This window comes from Ureibacillus chungkukjangi (genome assembly GCF_044795995.1).
In the GTDB taxonomy this organism is placed as follows: Bacteria; Bacillota; Bacilli; order Bacillales_A; family Planococcaceae; genus Ureibacillus; species Ureibacillus chungkukjangi.
The window spans coordinates 1640887-1659689 of the sequence record NZ_CP085009.1 but is presented as its reverse complement, the minus strand read 5'-3'; the positions used below and the strand labels follow the sequence as shown (position 1 = coordinate 1659689).

The window sequence follows — 18803 nt, the reverse complement described above, 5'->3', positions numbered from 1 at the left end:
TAGCATCTTCTTTTTATCTAATTTATAGCTGGCCACCAATGAATTATTTATGCTCTACATTCACTCGTTTAACAAAGAAAGCAAGAACCAAACCAATTAAAGCTACAATAATAGCAAAAGTAAATGATCTATGTAACCCTTCTGTAAATGCGATTAGAGGATTTAATGGGTTCACTGCGTCCACAGGATTGCTCAGATAAGCATTTGTTCCCGACGCTAATAATGAAATAGCAATCGCAGTACCAATTGCTCCAGATACTTGCTGTAACGTATTCATAATGGCTGTTCCATGTGGATACAGCTCAGGAGGCAATTGATTTAATCCATTTGTTTGAGCTGGCATCATAATCATGGAAACACCAATCATTAACACAATTAGCAGTCCAATAATGAAGCCCTTTGAAGTCTCAATGTCAATTGTAGTGAAACCAATTAAAGCTGCCATAATTAATACAAATCCAGGAATAACGAGCCATTTAGGGCCAAATTTATCGAACAACCCACCCATTATTGGAGATAGCAAGCCATTTATTATGCCACCAGGCAGCAAAAGTAATCCTGCTGTAAAGGTACTAAGTGCAAGTACAGTCTGTAAGTAAAGTGGTAGTAGAATCATGGAAGAAAGCAAGATCATCATCACGATGACTAAAAGAATTAAACCAATTACAAACATCGGGTATTTAAATGCTCTTAAATCCATGATTGGCTGCTTCATTGTTAACTGACGAATAGTAAATAGTAACAAGCCTAGAACACCAGCGACTAGAGCAATGATTACTTCAAGGCTTCCCCAGCCCCCACCTTCTCCAGCACTACTAAATCCATATACTATTCCACCAAATCCTATAGTCGATAATAGAATAGATAGGATATCAATTTTTGGTTTTGTTGGTGTAGTAACATTCTGCATATAGTAACTACCAAATACAATGGCTACTCCTAATAACGGTAAAGAAATCCAGAAAATCCAGTGCCAGCTTAATGTTTTAAGAATCAGACCAGAGATAGTTGGTCCTATTGCTGGCGCAAAGCTAATAACCAGACCCATTAACCCCATGATCTTACCACGATTTTGCGGGGGGATTAGGACAAGAATTGTATTAAACATAAGAGGTAGTAAAAGTGCTGTCCCAACAGCCTGAACTACTCGAGCAATCATAAGCACAGTAAAAGTAGGTGCGATGGCCGCTATAAACGTACCGATTATAGAAAAAATAAGAGAAGCTATAAATAACTGTCTAGTTGAAAACCATTGTAAAATCAAACCAGATACCGGTACCAAAATACCCAGCGTTAACAGATAACCGGTTGTTAACCACTGTACGGTAGTTTCCTTTATTCCAAAATCAATAATGAGACTATTTAATGCCATATTTAACGCTGTTTCACTGAAAAGACCAACAAAACCGGCTATTAAGAAGGACACGATAATAGGTACAGTTCTTATATTATTTTTTTCAATGGTTGACCCATTGTTTGCGGATATATCTATGTTCATTTTTGTTTTTTCCCCTTTTATTGTTATGAAATTAAAAAAAGAAATGCTAGTTTTATAGAAATGTAGCGTCATGAATCATTCCCATCAAAAAGAAGGCAAATTTGAAAGATGCTTAATCAAAATTGCCCTCCATTTTACGCCAACCATTCGCTTGGCAGGATTTTCATAATATAATTTTTGGGAATGCTTGTCAACACCATTGTTATAGCGTGTTCAACCCTTATTTTAGTTGCTTGAATTAATTCATCTGTGGCTTCATAAATTTAACAGCTAATTAGCGTTCTCCTTTTCCAAAAATAGAGCAAAGCACAAAGCACCTCAATGTATCCAATTTATAACATCCCTTAGAGTTTAACATAGATAAATGGGTTTTATGAAATATTCTAACTCTACTTCTGTGTGCTAGCTTAATGCTTTCCTTAAATTATAGAAAAGTACCTGTGTGAAGAAACACTACTAACTAGTAACTATCTTTAATAAGTTTATAGAAATCTAGCTTAGATTAGTTGGCTCTTCTCAATTCAATATTCATAAATTCGCCAAGTCCTGTAATATTAAACATTCTCATTATTCGTTTAGATAGTAGCAATTTCAAATCAACCTTCTCTTTAATTAGTCTTTTATAGAGAGCAACAATTACTCCAAGACCACTACTATCCATATAAGTCACTTTAGACAAATCTAGCTCTATTAACAAGCCTTCTGTCAAAACAATCATTTCTAATTCATTTATTAATATAGGGGCTGTATGAATATCGATTTCACCTTCGATAAACCCTTTTAATATATTTTCAGCTTCATGACACTGTATACTTAGTCTCATAAATCCACCTCCATAATAGCTAATTTACTAATTCCCCCTTTCGATAGAACTAAACCTTTTTAACTACTTTCAAACAATTCCAATAATACTAAACTCCCTTTTCACTTTATAATCCAACTGATTTCAATTTCAATCTTTCTAGTTTGGTGTTATTAAATACAATATAAGCACTTTCCTTCTTTTCATGGATAGTGCTCAAAAGCTCTATAAGATTAGTCAGATTTAATGGAGTAAATAAAAATAGAACTCCCACAAAACAGGAAGTTCTATTTTAAAAAAATTAATTTGGTGATTCAATTGTGTTAGAAAGTTCTACCTTGTATAGTAAAGCGCCGATTGCACCTGTAAATCCACAATCGTTTAAGAATATGGGTGTATGCTTTTTTAAAATTGTATAGTTAGCAATAACCTGTTTTAAATGCTCGTTATTTGTTAAGGTTGAACCAATATAAATGATACTTTCACATCTTTTTTCTTCTGCAAATTGAATGCTCAAGGTCGTAATAACCTCACCGACTAAACCTTGAATCGTTGCTAAAAGGTCATTCGTTTCGTGTTTTTTCTCCTTAAGGATGTTAACGTTTCCAAAATTACTTGCTGTTAAATGCCCTTCGATAGGTGGCTCCATCCCTTTAAATATATCCTTAACGAATAAATCAATTCCTTCTCGGCTACCAATGGATGCGTTAGCAGTAATTTCATCAAAATCTGAAATTCCAGTAACAATCGTTGAAAGTCCTGTTAGTGTACCTCCACCGACGCCTGTTCCACCAACACGCATATGACTATCCCCATCCAAGTAGTGAATGGATGTTCCTGTACCAATGTTCGTAATAACGGACTGTTCAATGTTATGGCCATTTTTCTCCAGCAAATACTTAACACCTTTAAAAGTAGCTTCAAACTCTACTAAATATTGAATTGACTTCATTGTTTTTAATACATCTAAAAGCTGTTTTGTTCGCCCACCTGTTAAACCTATTTCTTCTATATGTGGATGACCTTCAATCCAGGCCTTTACCTGTGAAAAATCATTTGAAGGAAATACAACAAAATCCATTTCATTTTGCTCATTTATATAAGCTATTTTAGTTAAAGTTCCCCCAGCATCAATACCTATTACATTTTGCATAACCGTTCTCCTTTGACCTGCAATAACTTGCAGTAACACCCAATTCTTTGGATTGAAGCTGCAAGCTAATGCCTGTTAGTTCAACTGACCCTGCAAATAAAAGAATATCAATTTGCTTGGTAGCTAGACTGTATCCCTCACTAAACTTTAACTTTCTTTGATTTATCGTGCAATTATTTTATCTTAAAATATAATTAACTTATATACCAGAAGAATCATACCTCACGTATCCTTTAGTAAAGATTAGCTAATACTAAATATGTATTTCTTCTTTTTTAAAGAGAAGCCTTTTCTCAAATTCATTTACGATATGTGGTTCATATTTTTTTAGCAAAGTGTAAAGTTTATTTTCGTAAGATGGAATTGTCAGGCTATTCAAGGTGAATTCATTTACAGCTTCTTCTGTCTGTAAAATTTGTTGTAATGTCATGGCTTCTGTTTTAGGGAAAACTGCACGATGTAAACGGTTAATCTTTGATAGCTGTTTAAGACCACTTCGAGTAATAAGTACTTTGGTTTCGACATCAGCAATAATATTCTTTATAAAAACTTCTACCTCACTACTTGAATGTATAATAGTACGTTGCACTGTCTCAGTTACACCTTCAGTTATTTCACGTTGTTCTTCTATTGTTTCATAGGCTAATTGTTTATTAATCGATTGAACAGATTGAATGTCAACAGTACCAGCTGGAGTGATTTCACCTACAATATAAGTCAGGAATAAATCGTAAACTTCCTCCTGCTGTCTAAATTCGCTTAGAACAAGACCAAATTCGTTTGTTTGTTGTTTTTCAATTAACTGTTCCCCATTAATTTCTTTGAATATATTAAACAGACTTATAGCATCAGCTAATGCACGATGCTGTATATCTACTTCAATGTTATAAGTTTCTAATAATTTTAGTAGACTTGGCTGCTCTTTCTGTTTGTTTTCAATCATATATTTTTGCTGGAAATCTACGAAGGGATATAGGAAGCTTGTATCCAAGTCATACCGCACTAATTCGTCTTCTAGCACTTTACGGTCAAATTCACCAAAGGCAACTAAGATTGCATCTCCCGCGCACCACTTCATAAATTGTGGCATCACTTCTTTTATGGAGGGAGCTCTTAATAATTCTTCAGTTGAAATCCCTGTTAATTTTTGAATATGAGCATTTAATTTTCGAAATTTATATGGTTGAATAAGCTGCGAAAACTCTTCAGTTGTTCCATCTGGTAACCGTTTTATGGCCCCGATTTCAATAATGTTCTGTTTACCACGTATCAATGTAGCCTCTACGTCGATAAATATGTATGTGTATTTACGCACCATCATTCCACCTTAACTGTTGAAACAGGTCTCTACCTGTCTTATTGTAAAAACTAAGAAGTCGCATTTAAATGTAATTTAAGAATAATTTACATTCTATTAATCTAATTGTAACATTACCGAAAAATAATGACATGTGTATGTCATAAAACACATTATATCACTCATTTTCAATAGAATATACACCCATAATCTGTCGGTATATCCTTCTATCAAATCCTTAAGAGTTGAAATGGATTTACAAAAAATTATATTATCTATTTTTCATTTTAAGGAATTTAAGGTACCATTATATAGATGGATTTTATGAACGAAAGGAAATTCAAAATGTCTGATAAAGAACTCCAAAAAGATGCAATGCGAGTATTAAAAGAAACTAGCCGTACATTTTATATTCCGATTACATTCTTGCAAAAAGAGCTAAAGGCTGCAGTTGCTAATGCCTATTTAATGATGAGAGCTATCGATGAGATTGAAGATAACGAGCATCCTGAAGTTACAGGTGAGTTAAAGCATACGATTTTAAATGGTGTAAGTGAGCTTTTAAAGGAAGAACAATTTAACGAGCAAAAGTATTTTGAAATTATAAAACCTGTACAAGAATATTTAACAGAAGTTACATTACGTCTGGCAGATTGGATTACCCTTCTTCCACCAGGTTCTGAAAAAATCGTTAAGACTTCCACAAGTGAGATGGCTGAAGGTATGGGAAAATGGGCGAAGAATGATTTCAAGGTCCATACAAAAGAAGATCTAGACGAGTACACTTACTATGTCGCTGGGTTAGTTGGGGTAATGCTGTCAGAGCTATGGGAATGGAATGCAGGCGTTAAAACTGATCGCGAATTAGCTATTAGCTATGGTCGAGGACTTCAATTAGTAAATATTTTACGAAACCAGGAAGAGGATTACCGTGAACGTAGTGTAAGCTTTGTGCCAGAAGGCTGGACAAGGAATGACCTATTTGCTTATGCAGAGGAAAATTTAGAAAAAGCTGATTTATACATGAAGGATATTAATAAACGTACGATCATGCTATTCTGCCGACTACCTCTTGCTTTAGCACATAAGACATTAAAATCTCTAAAAGAAGGCAAAGAAAAAATGTCTCGTGCAGAGGTAGAAAAAACTGTAGAAGAAATTCAAGCAGACTAGATAGGAAATGGAGAGGTTTCTAATATACATGAGACCTCTCCATTCTTTCTGTTATGCAGTTGGTATTTCCTCTTTAAATACTTGCACATTGTTTCTACCACTTCTCTTAGCTTCATAAAGAGCATGGTCAGCATTTCTTAACGCTTCTTTAAACACTTCTCCCTGCTCTACAGGTGTAATTAGAATAGGAGAAATCCCAAAGCTGGCCGTTACTCTAATGTTATTGTTATCAATCCTTATAAGCGTTTCTGTGATACTAGTCCTAATTGTATTTGCTAATTCCAATGCATCTTTCGAATCTAGTGCAGGTAAAAGAATAATAAACTCTTCCCCCCCATAGCGGCCAATCAAATCCTCTGGTCGAATGCTAAATTTAACTAAATTGGCTATTTCGGATAAGACGATATCCCCCGCCTCATGTCCATATGTATCATTAATCATTTTAAAATGATCTATATCAAACATTATCAACGAAGCGTTTTTTTCTTTTTTTATAATCGATTCTAAAATGTTAACAGATTGTTCCATAAAAAACCTTCTATTGCAAACCTTTGTTAAACCATCATAATTTGCTAGTATTCTGAGCTGTCTCTGCATCTCTACTGTTTCAGTAATGTTGACAAAGGTAATAATATTGCTTATAGCAGTACCCTTTCTATTCACAACTTGTGAAAACCGCACTTGATAATGCTCGCTTTTAATTCCATCAATATGCTCATATTCGCACTCTTTCCCACTTGAAATAAGATCGGCAAGCCTGACATGCTCTTGTGCAAGCGCCAGCTGAATACCCTTACCAATAGAAAAAGAATTGAATGATGGAATTATACGAAGGATTGCCCTATTAAAGTCGACGATACGGTCATTTTGATCTAAAACGATCACTCCCTCATGCATATTATCAAATACCCTTTCTCTTGCCATAGGTACGACATTAAACATTTTAAATGTAAATAGTGCTATCCCATGAAGAATAAACGAGACACTCATAGAAACTGGCCCTAAATCTATTCCGTATGGACTCAAATTATTTAAATAAAAGGAATTTGCTAAAATGGGGACAAATAATCCTGCAACCATTGTTAAAAGCTGAATTCGAAACTGAAGTAGCGAGTTTTTTATCTGTAACAGCAAGACAATTATACTAATTGAAAGACATAAAAATAAATAAATAGAATGTAAATAGAAAAAGGGACCATATTCTAAATCAATAATTGGAAAAGGAGCTTCAACTAATAACCCAACAGTTACATAATATAAATGATGAAGTTCATTTGTATGATGCATAAAGGTAGTTATTAATGGGACGCCAAACAAAAGAAATACATGCCTTTGTCTTAGCTTAATGCCCACATACTCAAAGCACATCAATAATATAAAGCCCGGTATAAAAGGCATCACGATATACTCAATTCCAAGCCAAAACCTAATTTCCTTGAGCGTGGTACTTGCTAATTCAAAAGCGTAGGAAAAGGTGAATATAGCTGATAATAACGTAACAATTGTATAATGTCGGGCACCTGGTGCGTTTTTAAGCTTAAAATACGAAAAGATTGAAAAAAATAAGCTTAAAACACCTGCCAGGATTATTAGCAGTCTATAAAAATTTAACTCATCGACCATTTATATTCTCCAAACTAGATAAAATCAATTTTCTTTTATTATATAACTCATTTCCAGAGGCTGACTAGTAATTTTTTCCTTATAAATATACCCTTCACATTATACTTTCTTCTTTAAAAATTCCTGCCTTTGCTCTTCCGGGACCATATTACCACCTGTTGACCAGATTAAGTGAGTTGCATTCTCCGGATTTACGATATTTTGCTCTAAATAGGACATGCCTTCGTTAAATAATGCGATTGGACCAAACACAGCTGCATGGGCTGACGGCTCCATAAAAATTTGCTCCTCTTCCCATATAGCTCTCATACTTTTAAACAAAAAGGAGTCTTCTACTGTATAACAGCCACTTAGAATTGGCTCCATCATCTTACCAACAAATTTAGAGGCTCTACCTACAGCAAGTCCATCTGCTTCTGTTTGATTTGTTAAACCTAGATCGGCTACTGAAATTTCGTCATGGTGGCCGGTCATCATCCCGAGCAGCATACATGGAGATTCAGTTGGTTCTCCAAAGAAAAGATGAACATTGTCCCCATAAATCTTCTTTAAACCATAAGAAACGCCTCCAGGACCTCCCCCTACACCACACGGCAAATAGACGAATAAAGGATGGTCGGCGTCGACGATTATATTTGCATCGTGTAACTGTTTTTTTAGTCTTAGAGCTGCTACTGCATAGCCTGCAAAAAGTGCCTTGGAATTTTCATCATCAATAAAATGGCACATCGGATTCAGCGCAGCTTGTTTTCTACCTTCTTCAACCGCTTTACTATAGTCAGATGAGTATTCAATTACTTCAACACCTTTTTCACGTAGCAGCTGTTTTTTCCATGCTTTTGCATCACTGGACATATGAACTGTTACTTGAAAGCCTAGCTTTGCCCCCATAATCCCTATACTTAACCCTAAATTCCCAGTTGAGCCGACTGCTAATTTATAGCGATTAAAAAATTGATGGAAGGAGTCTTTATTTAACCTTGCATAGTCATCATGATAGTCGAGTAAGTTATTTTCAATCGCAAGCTCCTCTGCATACTTGAGCACTTCATAGATTCCGCCTCTAGCCTTTATAGAGCCTGAAATCGGTAAATCATGATCGCATTTCAGTAGCAGCTTACCGGCAAAATTCGAATTACATCTTGCTTCAATCCATTTACTCATCGCGGGTATCTCTCGGATATTAGATTCAATAATCCCTTTTGAAGCTACAGTCTCAGGAAAAGCTACTCTTATATAGGACGAAAAACGATTTAGTCTTTGCTCAGCCTCTAAGACTTCCTTAAAGCTAAACTCAGCTTCAAGAGCAGGATTCTTTCCCTTATTTTCGTTCAACCATAAAACAGTTTTTAATGATTGGAGATCTTCTAGTAAAGGGAATTCTTGAAGAAGTTTATTTACCGAAATATTTTCAGCCATTTTAATTCTCCGCCTTTGCTTTAGTTGATACTGCTTTTTCACAAATTTGTTGAAAGGATTTTTCAAAGGAAAGATTATTTTGTGCTGTACGTTTTTTTGGGCCCTTCGTACGTCCCCCAGCTCTTCGTATTTTGGCACTTTCATATCGAAAAGCAAGCAATTGGTCAATATTATCGGATGACATCTCTCTACCATTTTGATCGACAACAAATGCGCCTTTTGCTATACACATCGCTGCAAGTCCATAGTCCTGTGTAATGACAATATCATATTTGTTAATCGCATTTACTAGCTTAAAATCAACTGAATCAGCCCCTTTAGGAACCATAACTGTTATTGCATTTTCTCTTTCAATTCGGTGTGATGTATCGCAAAACAAGGTTGATTTAATGTCGTACCCTCTTGAAATCGAAAGAGCTAAATCTATGACCGGACAAGCATCTGCATCAATTAGTAATTGTAAAATAAATTTTTCCTCCTTTATAAAGGATTTTTTCTGCGTTTTGTTGAATGTCTTCATCTCTAATTTTAATAATGATTCTTGAAAAAGTCATTTATTTCATAATCAAATATAAAGTTTAGAATTTTCTATCAATGGATGTTCATTTTCAGATAAATATGATACAATTTATTTCGAATATCGGAATTAATGGAGGGAAAAGAATGCTAAAAAGAAGCGAAGTAAAAGTTGAAGAAACTTGGGATTTAACTCCTTTATTTGAATCAGAGCAGCTTTTTGAAGAAGCAATTGAAGCATTATTAACAAAAGCGAGTGACATCGAGCAAGAATTCAAAGGGAAAATTAAGAGTGCACAGGATGCTGTTAATGTGATTACAGCCTATCAAACACTTTATGAAGCACTTATTCCTGTCGGCACGTATTCAAGCCTATCATTAAGTGAAGATCAAACAAATGATGAGTCGCAATTGCGTTCAGCAAAAGTTGGCCAAAACTTCTCAAAAATTAGTGCCCAGCTTTCATTTATTACAAGTGAACTACTGTTACTAGATGAAGCTGTTTTAACAGAAGCAAAAGGCCTAGCACCACAATTTGAGCACTACATCGATAACTTAATTAAAAAGAAGCCTTACCAATTGCATCCTGAGGCTGAAAAAGCATTAGCTGCTTTCGGTACGACTTTCGATGCCCCTTATGGACTTTATAACACTACAAAATTAGTAGATATTAAGTTTGATAATTTCGAAGTGAATGGCCAAAGCTTCCCTCTTAGCTATAACTCATTCGAGGGTGATTGGGAATTAGAAAGCGATACGGAGATCCGACGTGCCGCATTTGCTGCCTTCTCAAACAAACTACGTGACTATCAAAACACTACAGCTAAAACGTATGATACACATTTAAAAATTGAAAAAACAGATTCTGATCTACGTGGCTATGATTCTATTTTCGATTCCCTGCTATTTGACCAAGAGGTAGATCGCGAGCTTTATAATCGTCAAATCGATTTAATTACCAAAGAATTAGCTCCGCATATGCGTCGCTATGCTAAGCTTTTACAAAAAGAGCATGGCCTAGATAAAATAACTTTTGCTGATTTAAAGATTTCACTAGATCCAACTTATGAGCCAAAAATTTCAATTGAAGAATCTCGTAAGTATATGAACGATGGTTTATCAATCCTTGGTGAAGATTACCAAAACATGCTGGACCGTTCATTTGAAGAGCGTTGGATTGACTTCGCTCAAAACGAAGGAAAATCAACTGGTGCCTTTTGTTCTAGTCCCTATGGAAAGCATCCATATATCTTAATTTCTTGGACAAGCCGAATGAATGAAGTATTTGTACTTGCTCACGAATTAGGGCATGCGGGTCATTTCTATATAGCTCAAAAAGAGCAAAATATCTTTAACTCAAGACCATCTCTATACTTCATCGAAGCACCATCTACTATGAATGAGATGTTAATGGCGAATCACCTATTATCCAACTCGAGTGATGCACGCTTCAAGCGTTGGGTAATTTCAACAATTATCGCTCGTACTTATTACCATAACTTTGTTACACATTTATTAGAGGCAGCTTACCAGCGTAAAGTCTATGAAATCATTGATGGCGGCGGAAGTGTAAATGCTTCTATCCTAAATAAGCTAAAACGCGAAGTATTAGAAGACTTCTGGGGTGACACTGTTGAAATCACAGAAGGTGCAGAGTTAACTTGGATGCGTCAGCCTCACTATTACATGGGCTTATATCCATATACGTATTCAGCTGGTTTAACAATCGCAACTCAAGTATCACAACGTATTCTTAACGAAGGCGAGCCAGCAGTACAGGATTGGCTTAAAGTTCTAAAGGCAGGCGGAACAAAATCTCCTGTTGAATTAGCTAAAATGGCTGGTGTAGATATTACAACAGAAAAACCATTAAAAGATACAATTGCTTATATTGGTTCATTAATCGACCAATTAGAGGCATTATCTGAAGAACTAGCAGTGGAAAATGTTTAATTTATAATTATGGAAAGGTGTCTCGACTAACTAGTTAAGACACCTTTTTTTGATCCATTTATAAAAAATAGGGCTATTACATTTCATTTTGATGGACTAGATTGGACGTATCAATTCTCCTCTAGCTTCTACTATTAAATCACAACTTCATCCTCCATCAATTGTGGATATAAATCTGAAACACCAGACTGAACCGCAGCATTCCCCACCGCTTTTGCTACTGCTAACGCTACCCTTTCATCCATCGCTTTTGGAATGATGTATTCTTCAGAAAGCTCTTGTTCAGATACGAGGGATGCGATTGCTTCTACAGCTGCCTGTTTCATCTCCTCGTTAATATCCGTAGCTCTTACCTCTAGCGCCCCTTTAAAGATTCCTGGGAAAGCTAATACATTATTTACTTGGTTTGGATAGTCTGAACGGCCAGTACCAATAATTCGTACACCCCATTTTTTCGCATTTTCATATGTGATTTCTGGATTTGGATTAGCTAAAGCAAACACGATTGGATCGTTGTTCATAGAGTCAATATGTTCTTTTGTTAACAGATTAGCTACAGATACACCGATGAACACATCTGCCCCTACAAGTGCCTCGCCTAGATCTCCTTGTAATTTGTTAGGGTTCGTTAAATGAGCAATATTTTCTTTATGAGGATTCATCCCTTTTTCTCTACCACTATATATAATGCCGGTTGAATCACACATCACAATATTTTTAAAACCACGTTGAAGCAGTATTCGTAGAATTGCTATTCCAGCTGCCCCTGCCCCATTAATGACAATTTTAGTGTTTTCATTGTCTTTCTTAACGATTTTTAACGCGTTTTGTAACCCTGCTCCTACTACAATTGCCGTCCCATGCTGATCATCATGAAATACAGGGATATTACATTCTCTACGTAAACGTTCCTCTATCTCAAAGCATCGTGGTGCAGAGATATCTTCTAGATTAATGGCACCAAATGCTGGTGAGATAATTTTTACTGTTCGAACAATTTCGTCGATATCCTTTGTGTCTAAACAAATAGGAACAGCATCTACATTACTAAATCGTTTTAATAATAAGGCTTTGCCTTCCATTACTGGAAGTGCTGCCTCAGGACCAATATCACCTAAGCCTAATACTGCCGTACCATCAGTTACAACTGCAACAAGGTTCCCTTTAACCGTGTAATCATAGACATGAGAACGATTTTTTTCAATTTCTAGACAGGGTGCAGCAACTCCTGGTGAATAAGCTAAACTCAAATCATATGAGTCTACTAAGGAAACTTTTGAAACTATCTCCAATTTCCCTTTGTGCTGACCATGCATTTCAATCGATTTTTTCATTATATCCATAATATCCACCCTATCTGTTAGAATTTTCTAAAAACTTTATATTTCAGAATGATAGAGCTTTAATCCGTTAAAGTCAAATGGAAATATTGAATAAAACAGCTATAAAGTTAATAAAAACAGAAATTTTTATCATTTTTTATATTTCGAAATTATAATTTATATATCGTTATAATGAAGAGAAATTTTATTAGAATAGTATAAGATTCTAATTCAGTTTTTCAAATCGCTATTTACCTAAGTAAATTCATGTGAAGAACTACACGTATTGTTTTATTGAGGGTAATATGAAATATTTCACAATGTCATTTGCTCATTTTTTCACACACCATAAAAAATTTTTTTTAAAAAAAATGCTACATACATATATAATGTACATAGCATTCTTTCATTTTTTTCAACTTCGGTTAGTTCAATCTGTTGGTCTAAAAATTGGTATGGTACATAAACTTTAAATCGTTGCAGGATTTTGTTTAAAATAAATTAATCGGTTGCTTTATTTCATCGATAATTGATGTCACAATATGAATCGAATCCCATTCACCACTAGATAGCTTTGTTATTGGATATTTGCGAGGAAAAATAGTGTCATGAATTTGTTGTGGGGATAACCCCTCTTGATGATGTTCTATCACTTGCTGCTGAATATGGAGTAAATAATCTCTTTTATTTTCTAAGCTTTTTCTGCCATCCTTTATATACCCAGCATGACTGCAAAACATCTCATCAAATTCATAAGTTAAGAGATGCTCTATGGAACGAATAATCGTTGGAATACTTTCTTCTCTTAATACTACCTTCGTTTTTGTTTGAACATAGAGATCCCCAGAGAAAAGCTGTCCTGTTTCTTTATTAAGAAATGCTAGATGGTCTTTTGCATGGCCGGGCGTTTCGATTACATCCCAATCACCAGTACGTGAGGAGAAGCTTGAGCCTATTGTTTTAGCTTTAAACGGCTTTCTTTTTCCCCAAAACACTTTCCTATAAAGCGGATAATCAGGATTTCGCTCACAATCTTGTACTGACATGTCATGTATGAATATTGGTATCTCTCGTGTTTGCTGTAAAATGGATGCACAGCCAGAATGATCTTCATGAATATGTGTTAACACAACCTGGTCAATATCCGCTCCAAGTAAAAACGGTTCAAAATATTTACTAAGCGACTTAGAGCCCGTATCAATTAAAACACCGTCTATCATATAACAATAAACATTAAGAGATACCTTCCCCAACTTCACCATTCCGTTCGCATAGGTGACATTTTGATGACTCCCAAAATCTATAGATTTTTTTAGTAGCATATATCCCGCCCCTTTGAATGATGATTCAATCATTTTTTTGATAGGAAAGAAACGTATAACTGCTACATTATACGTTTCTCTAATTGACTATTTATGTTCGCCTACTTCAATCTCATACTGAGTAATCCAGTCACTATAACTTCCTACATAAAGCTTTAAATTCTCGTAGCCTGAATCAGCTAGAATTGCATATAACGGAGATGCTGTTACACCTGAACCACAATACACAATAATTTCTTCATCTTTCTTCAATTCGGTAAGGAGTTGTTCATTCGCATGTAGCTGAGTACCCTGCTTTAGCTGTTCCCAATCGAAGTTCTTGGCTGTTGGGATATGTCCTGCTACTTTATCAATAGGCTCGTTTTCGCCACGATATCTTTCCGCTGAACGAGCGTCTAATAGAAGCCCTGTTTGAGCACCATCGACAATCCCTTTTACATCTGCTCGACTGGAATAGATTGATTCATTCCACTGTAATGTCAGATTGGTAGCTGGATAAGTTAGCTCTTCATCAGTGACAGTAAGTCCAGCTTGTTCTAACGCTTCTAATCCACCATTTACAATATAAACCTTTGGGAAGCCTGCATATTTTAACATCCACCAAGCACGAGCAGCAAAGGGCGCCCCACCCTGGTCATAAATATAAATATCATCCTCATAACTTAATCCGCAACGTTCAAATAACTGCTGTAGCTGTTCTTTTGAAGGCATTGGATGACGCCCTTCTGTTTTAGCCATATCAGATAAGTCTTTTTCTAAATCCCAAAAGACTGCACCTTGAATATGTCCATTCTGAAAGGCTTGTTTTCCCCAATCCCGATTCTGTAAATTAAAACGAGTATCAATGAAACGACCGGTCTTTACAGCTTCTGCTGCAACGAACACTTTCCCCATTTATTTTACCTCCGATTTTTGTAAATCATTGTAGATAGATTTCCACACCTCTAAGCGATTTACCTCTTCCAGAAGTAACTTTTCTGTTTCAATTTGTTTCAATGCTTGTTTTAATAAGTAGTTATTCAAGTTTTGAGATTCTTGTTCAATCAATTCCATGGCCCAGCCTGAAATCTTCTCTTTTTCTACATCAACATAGATTTGAGCATCTGGCTTTGTTAACTCTTCTAATGCTAGTTTAAGATTTTCTTTTTCATTTTTCTCAAAGAATGATTTTGTGTTTTTGAAATAAGATTTAACCGAAGCATATTTCTTTTCATCCTCGAACGGTCCTTTAAAGTCTAGTAGCTTTGGCTCTTCAGGCTCAAAGGTAATGAACGAGAAGCTTGGATTTAATTCTTTTAACGTACGCACCTCATCCTTAAAGCGCTCAACAATTTTCTTTTGGATAAATTGCGCTAAACGGAAATTCGTTACACGCAGTTCTTGTGCAAAGTCAAATCTTAATGCACTAACCGTTTCCTTTAAAGCTTGCTCAAGTGCAGCTTGAACCGGCATAGACGAGAAAGTTGATGGATTATAGTTTTCTCTAAAGAAATCCGGATAGCGATAATAAACTCGCTGCATCACGTAGTAAAGAAGCTCATCCAATTCCTGCTTCATATCACTCTTTACCATGTTAGTTGACGTACTGCTATACGTTTTTTGAACATGCTGTTCTAAATCAGCCAGCTCTTTTAAACGCTCGTCTTTACGTTTTAAATTCTCTTCCGTTTGATTTATCAAATCAGAAAGACGCGTATGTGTTTTCTCAACTTCTTCATGTAATGCTTGAACAGCTATTGCAGCAAGCTCTTCATTTAAGAAGTGGTGGAAGGATTTTTCAAAAGGCTCCATACCGGAATCCAATGAATTACCTTCTACCTTTTCACGTAACGCTAAGAGACTTGAAACCCCGAATAATTTTGGGAAACGAATACCAAATCGTTGTAATTCGGTTTTCACATAGTTTTTAACATCTTCTTCCTCATCAGGTGTCGATGCTAGGTCAATAGCATTTACGATAAAGAACATTTTGTCTAATTCAAACGCATCCTTGACACGACCTAACTGAATTAAAAATTCACGGTCGGCTTTGGCAAAGGCATGGTTATAATAAGTGATAAATAAAATCGCATCTGCATTTCGAATGTAATCGAAGGCAACCCCAGTATGACGTGCATTGATGGAATCAGCTCCTGGTGTATCAACTAATGTAACACCCATTCTTGTGATTGGGCTATCATAATAGAAATCAATATTATCGACAAAGCATGAGCGACTCTCTTCTGCTACAAATCGTTCAAACTCAGAACGTTCTACTCGAATTGTTTGCCCAAGCTGAGCTTCATAGGCTTTAAATCCTTGACTAAATGCACGGATAAAGGATTTATGCACATTTAAGCGTTCATCCTTTAATTGAACCGCCAGCCCCTCATCAGCACGTTCAAATGCTTCTTGTAGAGATTGAACTTTTAGACCAATTGCCTCATAAGAGTCTTTAATATCCTCTAATAACTGCTCTCTAGTTTTTAGTTGAACATCAGCCGTTTCATGTGGATGATTTTTTGTTACCGGGCGAATTTTATTAATAGCTGCTGTTGTTGGGTTTGGAGAGACTGGTAAAACGTTCGACCCCATTAATGCATTAGAGAAACTCGATTTCCCAGCACTGAATGCACCGAACAAAGCAATTGTAAAATCCTTTTGCTGCAGTCGCTCTACTTTTTTCTGTAAAAATTGTGCGACTTCTTCAAAGCCATCAACTTTCTTAACGGCATTAGCAGTACGAATCGCCGCTTCTATTACATCATCACCCTTTTGATGGTTAGTTGATACTTGTTGAATTTGGCTTGAATCTTCCTCTACTTCAGCTTCTTTTTTCACAAGCATAGACTCTTCAAATGGTCGAATTTCATTTAAAGCTTGCTCGAAATCGTCATGCCATTGTTCGAATTGCTGTTTAGCGCCTGAACGCGTATCCTTTGCAGCTGTAACGATTTCTTTTTCAGCACTCAATTTAAAGTGATTTAGCTTTTCAATCGATTGAATAGCATCCACTTTTTCTTTTAATACTTTTAGTTTTGCTTGAACAGGTGTGGATAAGCTTTGAGAAGCCTCATTTAATACAGTCTCCTGTTGATCCTTCCATTCATCTGTTGCTTCTATAAAGTAGCGTTTCGTAGCTTCAGCAACACGATTGGCAAAGTTTAATAAAGCATCTGCTGTTAGAAGTGCTCCCTGCTTTATTTGACCCTCTATTAAAGAAAAAGGCACATCAAATTGAAGCCCATCAATAACATTAGCTCGCTCGTCAGTTAAGACTCCAACCTCTTTCAAGGATTGCTTCATTAAATTCTTTAAGTGACCAATGATTTGGGATTGTAAAATTACTTTATATTGCTCAAAAACGTCTTCGATACGGCGTTTCTTTTCTTCCTCTGTTTTCTTTTTAGCAGAGAATAAACCTCCGACTTTAAAGCCTTCCTGTGTACTTTCAAGATATGCACGCAGTTTTTCACGGAAATCTGCTGGAATGATTGCCGCGTTATCCAACAATTCCTTGCGGCGCTCCTTGAAAGTATCATTCCAATTCTCATTTGAGAATAACTCGGTTTGTAGGTTTAGCTTTTCAAATTGCTCTAAGATATCCTGGCGATTTTCCCACTCTTCGGTGCTTAAAACATTTTCATAATCAGAAAGTAAGGTTTCTTTTTCTTCCTCTAAATAAGTAAGATGCTCATTTTGTAGCTTACGCAAAGTATTTTCAGCTGTAAGGATTAGCTGCTCCTGCCAATCGTTCATGGAATCCATCACAATTTTCTTCACTGTATCAAAGTCATTATGAGGGTGGTCAAAATCTCTTAGAGACGTGAAAAAGATTCCCTTTGGTTCAACACCCCATGCTGCAAAGGATTGCTGTACAGAGTTTTTAAATGCATCAAAGGATAGCTCATTATCTTTGTGCTTATCAATTTGGTTTACAATTAAGTATACGTTCGGATTGTATTTCATTAATTGCTTTGTAAATTGAAAGTTTAACTCTGATTGAACGTGGTTGTAATCCATCGTATAAAAAACGACATCAGCAATGTGAAGAGCTGATTCAGTAGACATCGCATGAGCATCATCTGTAGAATCAACACCAGGTGTATCCATTACTGTAACACCTAAAGGAAGCGAGGATCCACTGTGTCCAATTTCAATTTGGGACACAAGCTCACCATTTTTACTTAGCTCCTTTACCGTTTTAAAATCATAGCCAGCTTCAAACTTAACAGGCTTCTCATGATGCATATAAACAATGGCATAATCTTCTTCTGATTTATGCACCTTTACTATGTTTGCACTCGTTGGAATCGGACTTGCAGCTAAGATGTCCTCTCCAGATAATGCATTGATCATACTCGACTTACCTGCAGAGAAATGCCCAGCAAAGCCAATTACATATTCTTTTTGTAATAGTTTTCGAGCAAATAAATGAAGCTTCTCCATTCGTTCTGTATCTTCATTGTTTTTGTAAATTATGTATTGTATCGCAGATTGCTGTAATAATTCCTGTAATTTGTCTTCAAAAGAACCCATGCAACTAAATACCCCTTTGCCTCATTTTTGTCACAATTATATACTATTTTGATTAAATAATAAAATGAGAGAAAAAGAAAGCTTGTAGGAGAATATTTTTTTAATATATTAAAGAAAGATTTTGGAGAATCTAGGAGATTAGTGGATGAGAGTTGTTTCTTTAGGATTTAATAGTTTTCTTCACTACATAAGTACCAATACCAGCAT

General features: G+C 35.7%; 13 protein-coding genes. 2 read left to right on the top strand and 11 right to left on the bottom strand.

The features are described from left to right. Positions 1-43 precede the first annotated feature (43 nt). From LG296_RS08095 to LG296_RS08080, 4 genes are all read right to left on the bottom strand, one after another. Complete coding sequence (locus tag LG296_RS08095; protein ID WP_404427895.1) at positions 44-1498, bottom strand: DHA2 family efflux MFS transporter permease subunit; 1455 nt, start codon at positions 1496-1498, stop codon at positions 44-46. A gap of 502 nt (positions 1499-2000) precedes the next feature. Continuing rightward, complete coding sequence (locus LG296_RS08090) at positions 2001-2321, bottom strand: STAS domain-containing protein (RefSeq protein ID WP_404427894.1); 321 nt, start codon at positions 2319-2321, stop codon at positions 2001-2003. A 280-nt stretch (positions 2322-2601) separates the two neighbouring features. Next, a complete protein-coding gene (gene coaW / locus LG296_RS08085) occupies positions 2602-3453 on the bottom strand; it encodes a type II pantothenate kinase (RefSeq protein WP_404427893.1) in 852 nt (283 codons plus the stop codon). A gap of 253 nt (positions 3454-3706) precedes the next feature. Further along, a complete protein-coding gene (locus tag LG296_RS08080) occupies positions 3707-4768 on the bottom strand; it encodes an exonuclease domain-containing protein (protein ID WP_404427892.1) in 1062 nt (353 codons plus the stop codon). Between the two features lie 327 nt (positions 4769-5095). Between LG296_RS08080 and LG296_RS08075 the strand changes: the two genes are divergently transcribed. Then, positions 5096-5923, top strand: coding sequence for a squalene/phytoene synthase family protein (locus tag LG296_RS08075; RefSeq protein ID WP_404427979.1), 828 nt, complete (start codon positions 5096-5098; stop codon positions 5921-5923). A 51-nt stretch (positions 5924-5974) separates the two neighbouring features. Here the strand turns inward: LG296_RS08075 and LG296_RS08070 are convergent, their stop codons facing one another. The 3 genes from LG296_RS08070 to LG296_RS08060 form a co-directional block, all read right to left on the bottom strand. After that, positions 5975-7546, bottom strand: a complete 1572-nt coding sequence (locus LG296_RS08070) for a histidine kinase N-terminal 7TM domain-containing protein (protein WP_251400556.1) — start codon at positions 7544-7546, stop codon at positions 5975-5977. Between the two features lie 99 nt (positions 7547-7645). After that, entirely contained in the window at positions 7646-8965 is a 1320-nt protein-coding gene (locus LG296_RS08065) for a D-serine ammonia-lyase (protein ID WP_404427891.1), read from the bottom strand. Between the two features lies 1 nt (position 8966). Next, positions 8967-9485, bottom strand: coding sequence for a YaiI/YqxD family protein (locus tag LG296_RS08060; RefSeq protein ID WP_251400559.1), 519 nt, complete (start codon positions 9483-9485; stop codon positions 8967-8969). 143 nt (positions 9486-9628) lie between these two features. Between LG296_RS08060 and pepF the strand changes: the two genes are divergently transcribed. Then, entirely contained in the window at positions 9629-11434 is a 1806-nt protein-coding gene (pepF, locus tag LG296_RS08055; RefSeq protein WP_404427890.1) for an oligoendopeptidase F, read from the top strand. 134 nt (positions 11435-11568) lie between these two features. Here pepF and LG296_RS08050 read toward each other — a convergent pair whose 3' ends face one another. From LG296_RS08050 to LG296_RS08035, 4 genes are all read right to left on the bottom strand, one after another. After that, positions 11569-12777, bottom strand: coding sequence for an NADP-dependent malic enzyme (locus tag LG296_RS08050; protein ID WP_404427889.1), 1209 nt, complete (start codon positions 12775-12777; stop codon positions 11569-11571). Positions 12778-13247: 470 nt separating this feature from the next. Beyond that, positions 13248-14078, bottom strand: coding sequence for an MBL fold metallo-hydrolase (locus LG296_RS08045; protein WP_107934381.1), 831 nt, complete (start codon positions 14076-14078; stop codon positions 13248-13250). Positions 14079-14165: 87 nt separating this feature from the next. Further along, positions 14166-14972, bottom strand: a complete 807-nt coding sequence (locus LG296_RS08040; protein ID WP_404427888.1) for a sulfurtransferase — start codon at positions 14970-14972, stop codon at positions 14166-14168. Beyond that, positions 14973-18596, bottom strand: a complete 3624-nt coding sequence (locus LG296_RS08035) for a dynamin family protein (protein ID WP_404427887.1) — start codon at positions 18594-18596, stop codon at positions 14973-14975. Positions 18597-18803 lie beyond the last annotated feature (207 nt).